The organism is Nostoc sp. LPT, assembly GCF_017115165.1.
Classification (GTDB): domain Bacteria; phylum Cyanobacteriota; class Cyanobacteriia; order Cyanobacteriales; family Nostocaceae; genus Nostoc.
This window is the reverse complement of record NZ_JABXKF010000064.1, coordinates 65,395-81,158: the sequence shown is the minus strand read 5'-3', so window position 1 is coordinate 81,158 and position 15,764 is coordinate 65,395. Positions and strand designations below refer to the sequence as shown.

The 15,764-nt window shown below is 41.5% G+C and carries 16 protein-coding genes; 8 read left to right on the top strand and 8 right to left on the bottom strand.

Features of this window, described 5'->3' with window-relative positions:
• Window positions 1–567: 567 nt before the first annotated feature.
• The gene (locus tag HWQ58_RS15090; protein ID WP_292863791.1) at window positions 568–990 is read left to right on the top strand and encodes a hypothetical protein; all 423 of its coding nucleotides are present in this window, start codon (window positions 568–570) and stop codon (window positions 988–990) included.
• A 102-nt stretch (window positions 991–1,092) separates the two neighbouring features.
• Window positions 1,093–3,411, top strand: coding sequence for an FxSxx-COOH system tetratricopeptide repeat protein (gene fxsT, locus HWQ58_RS15085; RefSeq protein WP_292863788.1), 2,319 nt, complete (start codon window positions 1,093–1,095; stop codon window positions 3,409–3,411).
• Between the two features lie 237 nt (window positions 3,412–3,648).
• Here fxsT and HWQ58_RS15080 read toward each other — a convergent pair whose 3' ends face one another.
• The 3 genes from HWQ58_RS15080 to HWQ58_RS15070 are packed head-to-tail and all read right to left on the bottom strand — an operon-like array spanning window position 3,649 to window position 4,253.
• The gene (locus tag HWQ58_RS15080; RefSeq protein WP_292863785.1) at window positions 3,649–3,849 is read right to left on the bottom strand and encodes a hypothetical protein; all 201 of its coding nucleotides are present in this window, start codon (window positions 3,847–3,849) and stop codon (window positions 3,649–3,651) included.
• A 51-nt stretch (window positions 3,850–3,900) separates the two neighbouring features.
• Window positions 3,901–4,080, bottom strand: a complete 180-nt coding sequence (locus tag HWQ58_RS15075) for a hypothetical protein (protein WP_100899738.1) — start codon at window positions 4,078–4,080, stop codon at window positions 3,901–3,903.
• On the bottom strand, window positions 4,077–4,253 hold the full coding sequence (locus HWQ58_RS15070; RefSeq protein WP_292863782.1) for a hypothetical protein: 177 nt from the start codon (window positions 4,251–4,253) through the stop codon (window positions 4,077–4,079). The genes HWQ58_RS15075 and HWQ58_RS15070 overlap by 4 nt, the downstream gene beginning before the upstream one ends.
• Before the next feature lie 148 nt (window positions 4,254–4,401).
• Between HWQ58_RS15070 and HWQ58_RS15065 the strand changes: the two genes are divergently transcribed.
• On the top strand, window positions 4,402–4,626 hold the full coding sequence (locus HWQ58_RS15065) for a hypothetical protein (RefSeq protein WP_229484255.1): 225 nt from the start codon (window positions 4,402–4,404) through the stop codon (window positions 4,624–4,626).
• Between the two features lie 255 nt (window positions 4,627–4,881).
• Complete coding sequence (locus HWQ58_RS15060) at window positions 4,882–5,175, top strand: putative toxin-antitoxin system toxin component, PIN family (RefSeq protein WP_292863776.1); 294 nt, start codon at window positions 4,882–4,884, stop codon at window positions 5,173–5,175.
• 209 nt (window positions 5,176–5,384) lie between these two features.
• Here the strand turns inward: HWQ58_RS15060 and HWQ58_RS15055 are convergent, their stop codons facing one another.
• Window positions 5,385–7,337 (bottom strand): DUF1565 domain-containing protein, encoded by a 1,953-nt coding sequence (locus HWQ58_RS15055; protein WP_292863773.1) that lies wholly within the window; start codon window positions 7,335–7,337, stop codon window positions 5,385–5,387.
• A 556-nt stretch (window positions 7,338–7,893) separates the two neighbouring features.
• On the opposite strand from HWQ58_RS15055, the gene HWQ58_RS15050 reads away from it, so the two are divergent.
• Together HWQ58_RS15050 and thiS are read left to right on the top strand one after the other, a co-directional pair.
• Window positions 7,894–9,009 carry a thiamine phosphate synthase gene (locus tag HWQ58_RS15050; RefSeq protein ID WP_292863770.1) on the top strand — a complete coding sequence of 372 codons (1,116 nt, stop codon included), beginning with the start codon at window positions 7,894–7,896 and terminating at the stop codon, window positions 9,007–9,009.
• A gap of 106 nt (window positions 9,010–9,115) precedes the next feature.
• Window positions 9,116–9,328: a sulfur carrier protein ThiS gene (gene thiS / locus HWQ58_RS15045; RefSeq protein ID WP_292863767.1), complete on the top strand. Its 213-nt coding sequence runs from the start codon at window positions 9,116–9,118 to the stop codon at window positions 9,326–9,328.
• Here thiS and HWQ58_RS15040 read toward each other — a convergent pair.
• Complete coding sequence (locus HWQ58_RS15040; RefSeq protein WP_292863764.1) at window positions 9,325–9,519, bottom strand: hypothetical protein; 195 nt, start codon at window positions 9,517–9,519, stop codon at window positions 9,325–9,327. The two genes, thiS and HWQ58_RS15040, sit on opposite strands and share 4 nt — an antisense overlap.
• A 698-nt stretch (window positions 9,520–10,217) precedes the next feature.
• Between HWQ58_RS15040 and HWQ58_RS15035 the strand changes: the two genes are divergently transcribed.
• Together HWQ58_RS15035 and HWQ58_RS15030 are read left to right on the top strand one after the other, a co-directional pair.
• On the top strand, window positions 10,218–11,201 hold the full coding sequence (locus HWQ58_RS15035) for a DUF1517 domain-containing protein (RefSeq protein ID WP_292863761.1): 984 nt from the start codon (window positions 10,218–10,220) through the stop codon (window positions 11,199–11,201).
• 778 nt (window positions 11,202–11,979) lie between these two features.
• Window positions 11,980–12,360 (top strand): calcium-binding protein, encoded by a 381-nt coding sequence (locus HWQ58_RS15030; RefSeq protein WP_292863758.1) that lies wholly within the window; start codon window positions 11,980–11,982, stop codon window positions 12,358–12,360.
• Between the two features lie 3 nt (window positions 12,361–12,363).
• Here the strand turns inward: HWQ58_RS15030 and HWQ58_RS15025 are convergent, their stop codons facing one another.
• The 3 genes from HWQ58_RS15025 to folB all read right to left on the bottom strand — a co-directional run bounded on the left by HWQ58_RS15025 (window position 12,364) and on the right by folB (window position 15,633).
• Complete coding sequence (locus HWQ58_RS15025; protein ID WP_292863755.1) at window positions 12,364–12,924, bottom strand: sugar O-acetyltransferase; 561 nt, start codon at window positions 12,922–12,924, stop codon at window positions 12,364–12,366.
• A 68-nt stretch (window positions 12,925–12,992) separates the two neighbouring features.
• The gene (locus HWQ58_RS15020) at window positions 12,993–14,276 is read right to left on the bottom strand and encodes a diguanylate cyclase (protein ID WP_292863752.1); all 1,284 of its coding nucleotides are present in this window, start codon (window positions 14,274–14,276) and stop codon (window positions 12,993–12,995) included.
• 988 nt (window positions 14,277–15,264) lie between these two features.
• The gene (folB, locus tag HWQ58_RS15015) at window positions 15,265–15,633 is read right to left on the bottom strand and encodes a dihydroneopterin aldolase (protein ID WP_292863749.1); all 369 of its coding nucleotides are present in this window, start codon (window positions 15,631–15,633) and stop codon (window positions 15,265–15,267) included.
• Between the last annotated feature and the right edge of the window lie 131 nt (window positions 15,634–15,764).

The following is a 15,764-nucleotide window of genomic DNA, read 5'->3' as shown; positions in this document are numbered from 1 at the left end:
TCGTGTTGAGGTACTTCAAAGTCGTGTTGAGGTACTTCAACATCGTGTTGAGGTACTTCAACATCGTGTTGAGGTACTTCAAAGTCGTTTTGAGGTACTTCAAAGTCGTGTTGGAGTACTTCAAAGTCATGTTGAGGTACTTTAAAGTCATGTTGAAGTATTAGATGATGAATTTTCTTGCCTTAACCCGATTTACGGCGAAGGCGATCGCGCTCAAAAGTATCATAAATATAATTCAACTTTTTACTTCTCTGTTTTAACCAAATACAAGAAGGCTACAAGCAGACACTTTTTTAGTACATAGTTACTAACTAATCCAGTCAGAACTCAAATACCAACTTATAACCCTAAGTTGGTAAAACACACTTATGTGGTAACACCGCTCACGAGCACGAGTAATGAATACTTTCAGCCACTCATTCTACTTAATAGCCCTTTCGTGTAATGCTGGATGACTCAAGAGGCGTAACAATGAGCTAACTACAAATTTTTACCTTAATTGCGAAATTTAGGATAGAAACCATGTAGTAATAGGTAAAATAGGATGCCGCGTTTACGAGGTAGCACATGGAGCCATTAACTGCTGGTGCGATCGCCACGCTCGTTTTTACCAAAGCCTTTGAAACAACAATTGAAAAATTCACAGAAGCAACTCTTGCCAAGATAAAAGTGCTGCGTGACAAGATTTGGAACAAGATTCATGGAAACCAAGAGGCTGCTAATGCGTTTGCTTTAGCAGAAAAAGGGTCTAAGCCAGATTTAGAAAAACTTGCTGCTTACTTGCAGCCAGTAATGAAATCTGACCCAAATTTTACCCAGGAGATACAGAAACTGGCTCATGAGATTCAGCAAGAAATAAATATTGGTCAGATTCAAGGTCAAAATCTTCAGAATGTCTATGGTGGAGAAGCACAACAGAATAATGCAAACAACACCAATGCGCCAGTAATTCAGGGTGGCAGTGGTCACAATATTACATTTAACAACTGACTACAGCCGCCCGAATGGGAACGGGTAAAGTTAAATCCTCCAAATAATCTTCAGTTTTCAGGAACAGCCAACTTTGTAGGGCGAGCACATGAACTGACCATCTTGGATCAAAAGTTTCAAAGAACAGGTGCTGTAGCCATCTCAGCTGTTGCTGGTATGGGCGGTGTTGGTAAAACTGAACTGGCGATTCAATATGTATTGCAGCATGAAGCAGACTATGCTAGTGGTATTTGCTGGTTATCAGCTAGAGAATCAGATTTAGCAGCTAGTATTGTGCAGTTCGCGCAGCTTCATATGAAATTAGAAATCCCACAGCAGGATTTTCGTGGAAGAGCGCTAAGTCTTACTGAACAAGTAGAGTGGTGCTGGCAGCATTGGCAACCACCAAAGGGGATCGCATTAATCATACTAGATGATGTTACTGCTTTGGGTGATTATCGGCATCTACTGCCAAAAAACAACTGTTTTCGTATATTAATGACAACACGGGTGCGAAATTTAGACCCGAATATTGAAGAGATTTCCTTGGATGTGCTGTCCCCACAAGAGGCATTGCAATTATTGATAGCAATCGTAGGTAGTAAGCGGGTACAAAAGGAACAAGATGTAGCACAACAACTGTGTGAATGGTTGGGATACTTGCCCTTGGGTTTGGAATTGGTAGGAAGGTATGTGGCGAAAAAACCGCCCAACTGGACTTTAGCTCATATGTTGCAACAGTTGAAAGAGCAGCGACTCACTAATATTGCCATAAATCAGGAGTTGCAACAAACTTTGAGTACAGCACAGCGTAGCGTGTTAGACGCTTTTGAATTAAGCTGGCAGAAACTTTCGCCTCCAACACAGCTTTTAGCTGCATTATTAAGCTTGTTTGCACCAAATATCATTGCCTGGGAATGGGTGGAGTCTACAGGTGAATTGCTCAATTGGAGTTCGACTGATATCGAAACAGCAAACGAGCAACTGTATACACTTCATTTGATTCAATCAGTAGATGATACATCTGGTGAGTATAAAATTAGAATTCATCCCTTAATTTGCGAGTTCCTGAAACTGAAGCTCGCAGCATCACAACAAGCTGATGATTTGAAACGGGGTTTTGTAGAGGCAATGGTGGCGATCGCTAAAACAATCCCCGACTCTCCAACTGTGAAGTCAATTAATTCAGTCAAAGATGCCATCCCACATTTAGCAGAGGTGGCACAAAATCTGATTGATGCAGTCAGTGATGAAAATTTAATTTGGGTTTTTGTTGGGTTAGATAGATTTTATTCTGGACAAGGTTTATATACGTTGGCTCAACCTTGGTTAGAGCAATGTGTATCAGTAGTACAATCCCGCTTGGGAGAAGAGCATCCCGACGTCGCCACCAATTACAACAACCTGGCTGAACTCTACAAAAACCAAGGACGGTACAGCGAAGCGGAACCACTGTATCAAAAAGCTTTAGAACTCAGGCAAAGGCTGCTGGGAGAAGAGCATCCCGATGTCGCCACCAGCCTCAATGACCTAGCCGAGCTCTACCGTTACCAAGGACGCTACGCCGAAGCCGAACCACTATATCAGCAAGCTTTGGAAATGAGGAGACCCTTGCTGGGAGAAGAGCATCCCGATGTCGCCACCAGCCTCAATAACCTGGCATTAATCTATTTGTACCAAGGACGCTACGCCGAAGCGGAACCCCTTTTTCAGCAAACTCTTACACTTGATAGACGTCTGGTCGGCGAGGAACACCCTTATGTTGCCACCAGCGTCAACAACTTAGCATTACTCTACAAAAACCAAGGACGGTACAGCGAAGCGGAACCACTGTATCAAAAAGCTCTAGAACTCAGGCAAAGGCTGCTGGGAGAAGAACATCCTGATGTCGCTCAAAGCCTTTACAACCTGGCTGGACTCTACGAATTCCAAGAACGGTACAGCGAAGCGGAACCACTGTTGAAAAAAGCTCTAGAACTTTATAAACGCCTGCTGGGAGAAGAGCATCACGATGTCGCCGACTGTTACAACAACCTGGCTCTACTCTACGAATCCCAAGGACAGTACAGCGAAGCGGAACCACTATATCAAAAAGCTCTAGAACTTTATAAACGCCTGCTGGGAGAAAAGCATCCGGATGTCGCCACCAATTACAACAACCTAGCTGGACTCTACAAAAACCAAGGACGGTACAGCGAAGCGGAACCACTGTATCAAAAAGCTCTAGAACTCAGGCAAAGGCTGCTGGGAGAAGAGCATCCCTCTGTCGCCACCAGTTACAACAAGCTGGCTGGACTCTACGACGCTCTAGGACGGTATAGCGAAGCGGAACCACTGTATAAAAAAGCTTTGGAAATTGCTGAACTTAGGTTGGGGGTAGATCATCCCAGCACAGCAACTATCCGTGAAAATCTGAAATTCTTGCGCGATAATTACGCTTAACGCCAGTCTAGTTAAAAATTATAAACAAACTAGTGGTGCAGTGTTACACGTTAGAGCCATTAGGTGGAACACACCCCAATAACGAGTTATTTTTGACGGTGAGCGCACCTCGCTTGTCAAAAATAACCCGCTATCATGAAGGCAACTAAAATAAACGCCCTTAAAAAGATTTTGTAAAAACCAATAAATAACCGAAAGCTGGTAAAACGAGAAAAATCTGGCATACTGACAGTAACGCTACCCCTTGTTCCGTCGAGTTTCGTCATTTCTCTGCCCTGGATATCTTAGCCGATCGCCAATCACCAAAAGTTGGTAAAACGGAAAAAACTGAGCCTGCTGTATCCAGACGCAAGTCGCCAAATCAGCGCAGATATAAAAGTGTGCGATCGCGGGAATATCCAAGAAGATGATGGCTGAAGGCAAGTCCCATTGACTCAAGCTGCTAAATGAAAAAACCCCATTACTGACATTCCAATAACGGGTTATATGTTAACTAGCTTGATTAATACGCCGTTTTAACTCAGCCTCTAATTGTTCTGGAGTGCTGACCACTACCCCCGGTTTCGCTCTCATGATGCTGAGGTAATGCTGAAATGCCTCCTCATCCTGGGGGTTTGATATCACATATTGTCTTAATTCTTGCTCATTAAGAGTTAAATAGTCTGTCATCGGATAATGTTCTCCCCATTACTAAGAATTTCTACTTGGATGGTTTCGCCTATCAAAATCACGATTCGGCTTGTCCTCCCATCAAATCTAACCAATGCTATATCTCTAAGCAAATTACTAGCCCGAACACAAAAGTCAAAGAATGCTTTAAGTTGTTCGATGGTCGGTTCCATACCTTTTACCATTGAATAAAATTAAATCGGTTCATTCATGACAAGTTAGGATAACATTGCTTTTGTCAATTATAAATTCCGCTGAAAAGACTGATAGCGATCGCACAAACGCACTAAAATTTAAGAAACCATCATGATGGGTACTGACATGGTATCGATCCCAATTACTTTGGAACAACTCATTACGGCGGTACAACAGTTGCAGCCAGACGAACGAGCAAAAGTCGCTAGAGCCTTGATTCAAATAGATTTACGTTCAGATTTGACGGCTTTAATTCAAGAACTTTATGCCGAACCCCCCGTGAATGAGATTACAGACGATGAAATCAGGGCTGAAATTAAAGCTGTGCGTCAGCAATCCCAGCAGGTCTAATGTTGCGAGTGGTCAACCCCTTCAGGGAAGTCAAAAGTCAAAAGTCAAAAATCAAAAGTCACGCATTCAATAATTTACCAAGCCCATAAATAAATTTACTTGCTCTGTACCTTTTTCTTTCTGGTCATCGACACCAACATTTGGAGAGAGCATTTTGCTGAAAGGACGAGTTACATTGCCGATTTTGGCAGCATTTAATGAGGATAAATTCCAGTTGGTAATGAGTCAACCCCTCATGGAAGAATTCCATCTTGTTTGGAATGCCCCCGTTTAAGAGAGCGGATTGACTCTAGTCAGGCGATTCGCCTAGAACAACAATTGCAGTACCGCGCCTTATGGGTTGAGTTGAAAACTGTTCCGCCTAATTGTCGAGATCCCAAAGATTTACCTGTGTTGGCTACAGCGATTGATGGCAAAGCGGGGATTATCGTATCTGGGGATGATGACTTGCGGGCTGATGATGACTTGAGAGCGGTAATGGCAAGCTATGGCATTCAGTTACTGGGTGTTCATTCTTTCCTAAAATATCTAGATGAAGGTGATGGATAAAGGATGCTTTCCCCGATCGCTCCCTAAAACAAGAACGCGATCGCTAATTCAACTTATGCCTAAGGGCGATCTCACCCCCTTGACTAAAAGAGCGATGCCTCCCCACAGTAGGAAAGCGATCGCTCTCTCAAGTGGATCAATATTCATTTTGAGGTGCTTTTCTCGCTAATTCCATATCTTTTGCCCCATGCCCAATGCCCCATACCCAATTAATTCAACGGCTCCATAATAACTCTTAAACCTTTACTAGAGAGTGTTTTGAGCATTTCTTTAGCGTTATATTCACTACTAAATACTCCTGCTTGCATAACTCTTTGACCTTGCCAAACTGTAGGAAACGCACCAGGAGCAAAGAATTTTACTAAATCGCGATCCTTATCAGTTGCAAGTGGCACTACTACGCGATAACGCACACCAAATTGTCTTGCAGAGTTACCACTATCGGGAATACTTGCAGAACTTGTTTGCAGATTGCGAGTATTAACAATGGGGATATTGCGATCGGGAAGTGGTAAAAGTTCTGAAGCACCTGGGGCAGCAGTTTCTAGTATTGGTAATGGTTGCTGTGTTTGATCCCTCATACTTGGAACTGGTGGCTGTGCAACTGAATTGGATGGGGACTCAGAGGCAGTAAACTCAATGGTATTAGGATCGATCCGCACATAATTTAACTGTGGTGTATCAGGTGGCTGTGCTGGACTGGAAGTTGCAATTTGAGTGTTAGTTGATACTTGTCTACTTGACAAGCTGCTAGGAGTAGGAAATCCGGCGACGCTAGAAGTGGGTGGTTGTTGATTGGATATAGGCGTGGAAAGCGGTACATTATTTGCTGGCATTAATGGCAGCAGTTGACTGTTTAATTGCCCAGAAACAGGATTATTTGCTGAAATGCTGTTGCTGGTTTGCCCATTAGTAGTTTCAGAGATTTCGGGAGCCGAGAAGGTGATTTCTCCACTTGGTGGTATTTGTCGTAATACGTTGTTGGGAGCTGGTTGAGAATTTTCGCTTACTAGTGCTGTTGTACCGTTAATATCTATCTTGCCAGTGATGCGATCGCTCACAAGGTTATTACCAGCAGCAGGAATCACTTGTTTAGCAGCGCTGGCGTTAATGTCGTAGCGGGCATTATTTTGAAATGTATTACCCCCAGGTTCCGATGCACTACCCAAATCTGGCATTGCTTGAGCGATCGCAACTAAACCATCTTCTTTATTATCTTGAATAGAATTATTCCGCAAAATCGGGCGGGCATTTGCTTGTACGACAATTCCCGATCTATTGTTCTGAATTTGATTACCTATGATTATAGGAGCGGCGTTTTGGGCAATATTAATGCCAAAACCTGTTTGGTGAAAGACATTTTCCTTCACTTGGGGACTAGAGTTACCAGCAATTGTGATGCCATTAGCTCCATTGCGATCGAAGTAATTCTTGCTAATGGTGGGTGCAGCATTACCACTGACGGAAATCCCATCTTGAGTACTGCCACTAAAAGTATTTTCCGCGACTACCGGATTGCTAGATTCAATCCATAAACCGTAACCACGGCGATTCGAGTTCGTCACCGTTACCCCAGTGAGGAAGACTTGGTTGGCTCCAACAATTGTGACATTTTGACCGCCAAAGCTCCGACTTAGGTAATCACCGCCTCCTTGAATGATAATGTCTTTACCTTGATTGCTGGGATTGCCTTGAATTGAAATACCCGGTTTCAGTATTAAGGGAAATTCCTCTCCTGTCTCGGCGCTATAAGTACCAGTGGAAAGCATAATTACAGTATTGGCGTTAGCTAATCGCAAGGCTTGGGTAATCGTCTTTACAGGAGCGGATTCGCTGCCATTCCCTGCCTTGTCATCTCCAACACCAGGATTGACAAACAGCACATTAGCCTGAGAAGGTGTTTTTTGATTCAGAGGCGCTGAATCTGGTGTCGATGGAATCTGAGCGATGCCTTCTCTGCGAGACGCTACGCGAACGGCGAGCTTCGCTGACGCACTATCCAGGTTTATACCCAGGAACGCTATACTTGCCGCCCCCATACCTACAGTAAAAGATAATACTGAAAAACTAAAAAATAAAAGCCTTGGTGATTTCAAAAACTTCAGCTTTGCAAACAGAACATCTACTCTACGGTACCCAGGAAACACACGAGGGAGAATCATATTTAACACGACTCCTTCTAAGTAATCATAAATTCTTATACTCTTTAGAGAGTATTATGTCGATAATATTACCCATATATTGACCGATTGGCGATATTTAATACATAGTAATAAATGATATTAGACATCTCCAGAAATTAATTGTGCGTTGCCCAAAATCATTTGTAGGCACAATTCATGAATTGTGCCTACGTCAGCTCCTTCGGGGAAGTCAAAAGTCAAAAGTCAAAAGTCAAAAGTCATTTTCACTCCCATATCTAAATGGATATAAGAGTGAAATTAAATATGCGTTATCCAAAACCCTTGTAGAGACGTAACACTGCTAGTCTCTACGTTGTCTTCACTAATATATCTATTGGGGATTTTCTTTTGGCAGTCCTTTGCAAGCTTGTTATTTACCATAAAATACTTGACTAAGCTCAGTGCGAAACTGTAGCCTCAAACTACCCTTATCACTGTCTATAAGAACATGGGATAATTTCCCGTAACCCTCACTACTACGTTGTTTTGCGTAGATTCCGCAAAAATTAGTAAAAAAAAGCAAATTAATTAACTTATGGTTACTAGGACTTATGATAATTCACACTTCGATGAAAGCACTAATGGGGTTGTTGTGATGGTCGAGCCATACAGCCAAAAAGAGCAAATACAGCAAGTTGTTTACCGCATTTTAGATGCCAATTTAGACCGCGCTCGTGAGGGCTTGCGAATTATTGAGGAATGGTGTCGGTTTGGGTTGAATAATGCCCAGTTGGCTCTTGAATGCAAGCGGCTGCGACAAGAGGTAGCCAAGTGGCATACCCCAGAATTACGGGCGGCGCGAGATACACCAGGCGATCCGGGGACTGAGTTAACTCATCCTCAAGAAGAACAACGAGCTAGTATAAAATCGGTCTTGCAGGCTAACTTTTGCCGGATAGAAGAAGCATTACGGGTGTTGGAAGAATACAGCAAGCTTTTCCAGCCAAATATGGCTAAAGCTTGTAAGCAGATGCGCTATCAGGTTTATACCCTAGAAAGTAGTTTAATGGGTCATCAGCGCCATCAATTGTTGTGGCGATCGCGTTTGTATCTTGTGACTTCCCCTAGTGAAAATTTGTTGAACACTGTCGAATCTGCACTCAAAGGGGGATTAACGCTATTACAATACCGCGACAAAACCGCCGATGATTCTTTGCGTCTGGAACAAGCGAGAAAATTACGGCAGTTATGCCACATCTATGGTGCTTTGTTTATCGTTAACGATCGCGTGGATGTAGCTTTAGCTGTCGATGCCGATGGGGTGCATCTGGGACAACAAGATATGCCTATTGCTGTTGCTCGGCAATTACTGGGTTCGCAACGTCTGATAGGGTTATCTACCACAAATAAAGAAGAAATGCAAGCAGCAATTGCTGAAGGTGTAGATTATATTGGCGTAGGGCCAGTTTATGAAACTCCCACAAAAGTAGGTAAAGCAGCAACAGGGCTAGAATATGTCAGCTATGCAGCCAAAAATTGCTCAATTCCCTGGTTTGCGATTGGGGGAATAGATGCCAATAATATCAATGATGCGGTCGATGCCGGGGCCGAACGTGTAGCAGTGGTGCGATCGCTTATGCAAGCCGAACAGCCTACCCTAGTAACGCAATATTTGCTCTCTCAACTCAATCGCATTAAACCAGAACTTTAAAAGAGTCATTTGTCATTTGTCATTTGTCATTTGTCCAAAGTGAATAAGTAATGCCCAATGCCCAATGCCCCATGCCCAATTCCCAATGCCCAATTCCCCACATATTATGTCTAACGAGATTACGATTCAGGTAAATGGGGAAACCCATAGCTGTTCGTTTCAAACTTCTTTACCCAACTTACTCCAACAGTTGGGTTTTAACCCCCGCTTGGTGGCTGTGGAGTATAATGGCGAAATTATACACCGCCAGTTTTGGTCGCAAACAAAAGTGCAACCAGGCGATCGCTTAGAAGTGGTAACTATTGTCGGTGGTGGTTAGTTGATTTGAGCCAGCAAGCCTAAATCCTTGAGGCTACGTCGTGTAATCTCAATGCGGACAGGTTTAATTGCATCAGCGGCTCTTGCTGGAATTAAAGGTAATATTCCTAGTATTTGGTCAAGCTTTGGAATCGCCTCACTGTTCACCTTTTCTTGTTCCTTGACCCTTGTATCGATTTTTATAATATCCAACTGACTACTTTTGATGTCTTTTTGGACGCTAACAAACTCTGATTTAATTGATGCTAAATCAGTTTTATTTTTAGCGATAAATTCTTGATATATTTGCTTGGAAGTTTTGTACTCTGCTGCTTTAAATCCTCAAAGTGTTTGTCAAATTATTGAGACAGTTTTGACAATTTCAAGTGTGTTGTAGCTAGTGTTTTTCTGTTGTCTTCATTTAGCCCTTGATATCGTTCGTCACCAGTCAGCTTGCTCAATCGTTCAAAATTAGCGAGTTTTTGATCGAATTCTTTAGACAACGAGTTAACTATGAGTTGTCTTCAAGTTGACCCCAACAACCTGTTAGAGTGAAACTGCTAGTCCAAGGCATAGCAAACAATTGCCCGTAGGCGTAGCCCGCACTTCTTTACAAGAGGCTCTTGCTAGCTTGCTTCCACGAAATGGTACGACAAAACTCAGTGACCATCGTCGAAATCGCAAATTTCTGTGAGGATAAACATGTCTTCAGGTACGGTTCCCCAGTCGAGAAATCCCCCCTGCGATCGCTACTTACCCAAGATAAGACGCGGTAAATTAAATATGTAGCCTCTAAAAAAGAATGCTACAAACTTGCTTGTTATGGGCTAGCGTTAGCGACATCCTGCAACATTGCTCCCAAAATAGGGAGAAATCATAAATAATAATTCCGTTTTTGAAGCGATAGTCTTATGCGTAAAAAACTACAACAAACCATCAAACCGCTGTTAAAAACCTTCTTAGCCCTAAGCTTGGTGTTAGCTTTGGCTCTTGGTCATGCTGACGGCGCATTAGCAGCCCGCAGTGGGGGTCGCATCGGTGGTGGCTCCTTTAGAGCACCTTCTGGCCGTACCTATACACCACGCACATACTCGCCTCCTGGCGGGGGCGGATACTATCCTGGTGGTGGTTTTGGTGGTGGCTTTGGCTTTCCCTTCCTACTTCCCTTCTGGGGTATTGGAGGAGGATTTGGTGGTATATTTACCATCTTAATTTTCTTGGCGATCGCTAATTTCTTATTGCAAACTTTCCGCCGCGTCTCTAGCGGTGAAACTGGAGAAGCCGATTACAGTAGTAACTCTCCTGTTTCTGTAACTCGTTTGCAAGTAGGTTTATTAGCTCAAGCTCGTGAATTGCAAAATGAACTCAACCACATTGCTGAGACTGCTGATACTAACACCCCAGAAGGCAGAGCAGAAATTTTACAAGAAGCCAGCCTCGCTTTACTCCGCCATCCCGAATACTTTGTATATGCAGGTGGTGGCACTCAACAAGCCAGTTTGAATTCAGCTGAAGGTCAGTTTAATCGGCTGTCATTGGCAGAACGCAGCAAGTTTAGCGAAGAAACTCTTTCTAACGTCAACAACCAGCTAAAAGCAGCCCTTGCCAAAGATGCTTTACCCCCAACTGGTGAACTCGACAACCCCACCCGCCTATTTACCGAAGGCGCTGGTGAATACATTATCGTCACCTTGCTGGCGGCGACACTAGGTAAGTTTGACATCCCCACAGCGATTAATAGTGCTGATCATTTGCGTCAAGCTTTACGGCAAATTGGTAGTATCCCTAGCGAAAAGCTTCTAGCAATTGAAGTTCTTTGGACTCCGCAAGCTGAAAATGATACCCTTACATCTGATGATGTGTTGGCAAATTATCCTGATTTGAGACTTGTTTAATCTGTGAAAATTTTGCGATTGAGCGCTAAGAAAAACTTAGCATCTTAGTGCAACGAATAAGTTTTCCTTAAGTGCAATAACTAGAAAACCGTTTGTCATTGACAAGCGGTTTTTTGTAGAGTTTATATCATTTCCAGATAATTAGTTATGATTGCCAGAGTCATTTTACCGGAAATCAAAGGGTTTAAGACCCCTACCTCTACAGGTAGTGCGGAGTCGGAGCCACTCCGCCTTTGATCATTTTCTAGTCGGGGTTTAAATGGAACGTAGTTGCCACAACGCTCTTAAAGAGCGCATCGCCCTTGGCGTCTCCCCGCAGGAGTTGGCACTTCTCAACTCTTAGAGACGCACTCGCGTTCGTCTGAAAATGTCTAAAATGTTTGAATGCGTGAATGCGTGAATGCGTGAATTGTTAACCCACCCTGCCCTAAGAGTTTGCAAAGAGAAGATTAAGGGGTGGGGTTCTGGGAGGTGAATAAGTAATTAAGTAGACAGAATAGATATATTTAACTATGATTTTAGAAACATTTTGGTAGTATAGGACTCATATTTGATTTTTGAAATACACGTAGTAGCCTGTCAAGGCTAAAATAGTGCATTAGCTTTCCTCTTGTGGGATGGGCGTCTCGCCCGTCCAGTGCGGGCAAGATGCCCACACCACAAGAAAATTTTTTGCAACAATTTAGCCTTGCCACGCCACTACATATACTTAGATTTTTTCAAAAATCAAATCGGACTGCTATATTATCAAAATGAATTATACGCAAAGTGTTATCTTATGCCTAGTGTTGAAGCCGACGAAAACCGAGAGCATCGCATTAAAACAGAGATTATTGTAGATGCTGAAGACAAAGAAGACCGGGCTATGGGTTGGTACTACTACCTCGAAGAGACTCTGAATTTTCCCTTTTTGGCTAAATGGACTAAGAAGGGACGCAAATCAGGTTCTGTCGAAGAGAAACAAGTGGAAGTATTGGGAATGGCCCCAGATGATGAGTGCTTAAAAGATATGTTTGTCGAAGTGGCTTATATTAATGGTAAGGATGATGATGTATATTCTGCCAAATTATCTGAAATAACAGCCATTGATGCTGACAGTGAAACTCAAGAAGCGATCGCAGACTGGCTCTATTGGATTGCTAGAGGTTATAAATTTTAAATTCTACGACAAATAGCGAATCACGCGGCAGGGATTACCAGCAGCGACAACATTCTCAGGTATATCTTTGACAACGACACTACCAGCACCAATGGTTGTGTTATCACCAATAGTTACACCTGGACAAATAATTGCATTGCCACCAATCCAGACATTATTACCAATGTTAACTGGGGCAGCTAATTCTCTACCAGAAAGACGAATTTCTGGCTCTGCTGGGTGATAAGCAGTATAAATTTGTACATAGGGAGCGCACAGAACATTTTCACCAATGTGAACTGTATTACAGTCTAAAATTACACAGCCATAGTTCATATACAATTTGTCGCCAGCAAAAATATTACTGCCATAGTCACACTGAAAGGGTGGCACAATTGCTACTTTTTGACCGATTTTTCCAAATAATTCTTGCAAAATTTGTTGCCGTTGCTCTTGCTGTTCTTCGGTTGTAGAATTGTACCTTCGCAACAGACGACTAGCTCGCTTATTGTCGGCAGCCAATTCTGGATCTTCGGCCAGATATAATTCGCCTGCGAGCATTTTCTGTTTTTCGGTTTTTTCCATGACAGATTTATCGGGCTTCTCGGTTGTATACGATAACCTTAGTAGCGGCTAGAGTATCATTTCCATCCTTAATTAAATATGGCATAAGTAGCTTTTCCCTGCCGTTTAGCTCGGTACATAGCAATATCAGCATCTCTTAGCACAGTTGCAGGCTCTTCATAACGACTAAAATTCCAAGTAATACCAATGCTAGCTGTAGTAGATAATTGATATCCATTCAGGTTAACTGGCAATCTTAAGGAATCTTGAATACGTTTGGCAACATTGGTAGCGTCGGTAATGCCTTTAATATCCTCTAAAAGAACAGTAAACTCATCACCACCAAATCGTGCTAAAGTATCGCCACCACGTAAGCACGATTCTAAACGTCTAGCGATCGCTACTAAAAAATCATCCCCTATTCCATGCCCAAAGCGATCATTGATCTCTTTGAAGCCATCTAAATCTAAAAATAAAACTGCAAAATAATAATCGCTTCTGCGTTTGCTACGTTCAATGGTTTGTCTGAGCCGATCTAAAAATAAAATACGATTTGGTAATTCTGTTAGCCCATCATAAAATGCATTGCGGATTAGTTGCGCCTCTGTCTGCTTACGTTTAGTGATGTCTTGAAAAACTAAAACTGCGCCAGTAATATTGCCATCTCGATCGCGGATAGGTGCAACATTATCTCCAATCGTTATTTCTTTGCCATCTTTGGTAATCAATGTACAGTTTTCTGGTAAATTGAAAATTTTACCTGCTTCGATTACATAAGTGGTCAAATTTTCAATTTTTTCTCCTACATCTTTATTAACTAAGTTAACAACTTCTCTTAAATCTTTCCCGAACGCTTCACTTTGCTTCCAACCAGTGATTAGTTCTGCTATGGGATTCATCATTTCAATACAACCATTTGCATACGTCACAATCACTGCACAACCCATACTATTAATAATTGCCATCAACCTCTGTTTTTCTTCGTATAATATTTTTTTGCTCTGATGTTTGTACAGGGTCATTTCAATCACAAAATGTAAATCACTTTCAATAAACGGTTTGACTATGTAACTAAAAGGCTCACTTAGCTGATTTTTATGTAATGTTTTATATTCCGAACACTCCGTTAGATATACTACAGGCACATGGAAGTGATTCTGGATAATATCCGCTACGTGGAAACCGTCTATTTCTCCAGCTAGACAGATATCAATTAATACTAAATGTGGATGAGTTTCTGCTACCTTTTTTATTGCCTCCTCACCAGATTCAGTTATTTCTGATACTAAATAACCTAATTTTTGTAAACTTTTTCTAATATTTGAGGCTATATTTTTTTCATCCTCAACAACTAGGATTTTGCGGGCGAACATGTTACAATAACCTGTTTGCTAAGGTTCAGATTCTTGTTGTCAGTGTCAACTCAAGTTAAAAGTGCTTATCTTATCATAAACAATCTCTAACTACCCTGTATTCTTGCTTGATATTAATACTGACTAATGAGTGAATAGCATCATGTTATTAATCTCCGGCAATTTCTATGCTTATCAAAGCTAATTTTGATTAATTTATGTAGTTAATATGATGTTACTAACATCAAATTTAAATTAGAATGTAATTATCAAGCACTCAAAAACTGATTTTAAAATGTATATAATAATTTTCTATTGAAAAAGTATAAATACTAAGTATAATATCTATATAAAAATTAATCAAGAAAAAATTTCCTAAAATCCCAGTATATTACTTTAATATAAGTTAAAAAATCTAGACTGTTATGTAATATAATAATATACAATCACTAAATTATTATCAATAAATAATCTTTACCTGTAATTAAAGAGTTAAATCTGCTTTACCTATAAATAGCTTTTATATCAGATTAGGTCTAGATTCCGGTCTAAAAATGTCTGAAATGTTGAATGATGAGTGAACTCGTATTACTTAGAAAGATTCAGATAAAAATCGTAAATTGTTTTAAAAAATACCAGTAGTCTTGTAATAGTCTGGCAAGCCTAAATGTGTGCTATAGAAAAATTAGTTATGTTGCTCAAATCTCAATAATTGATACATTTTTAATGCACTATTTTAACCTTGCCACGACACTACGCATATTTTACAAATCCAATACTAGCCCTATAGCTTCTAGTTAATACTTAATCACAATTCCTGTCCTCTGAAAATATGCAACTTAAATGCTCATCAGCAGATCGCGGTATTTTTTAGCTTTTTGATAATCAGCAGTTGCTGGGGGCAATGGCAGGAAAGATTCTCATTGTGAGACACTCCCAAGCTCCACGTAAACCCCCTGTTCTTTGCTAGCTGATAGATATAGATATTGAAAAAAACACATTTTGTGAATTAAATATTGGACTTGATTTTAGTCAGTTCAATGCTAATTTTGCCACCAAAGTCTGGAATAGGTGCGGCAGGTTTGCTGAGAGTGACTTGGACTTTTGTTACACGATCGCATTCTTGGAGAATAGAATCTGCAATCGTCGCTACCAATTTCTCCACCAAAGCAAACTTAGACGTTTTGATCAAATGTTGTATCAAGCTAATGACGCTGCGATAATCTAAAGTGTCTTCGATCGCGTCAGTCTTGGCGGCTGTGGAGATATCCAACCATAACCTCACATCCACCTCAAACCATTGCCCTAGCACCTGTTCTTCTGGTAGATACCCAGTGTAGCCATAGCCGCGAATTCCCGTTAAATGAATGCAGTCCATAAAAGTTTGAGAGCAAATTGTGCATTTTGTAGAAAGTGGAGCAAGTTTGCTTGGAGATTTTCTTTCCCAGAAACTCGCGTGGCGGTGTTGGGTTCCATCACCACATTGATGGATTTTAAATTGAATTTCCC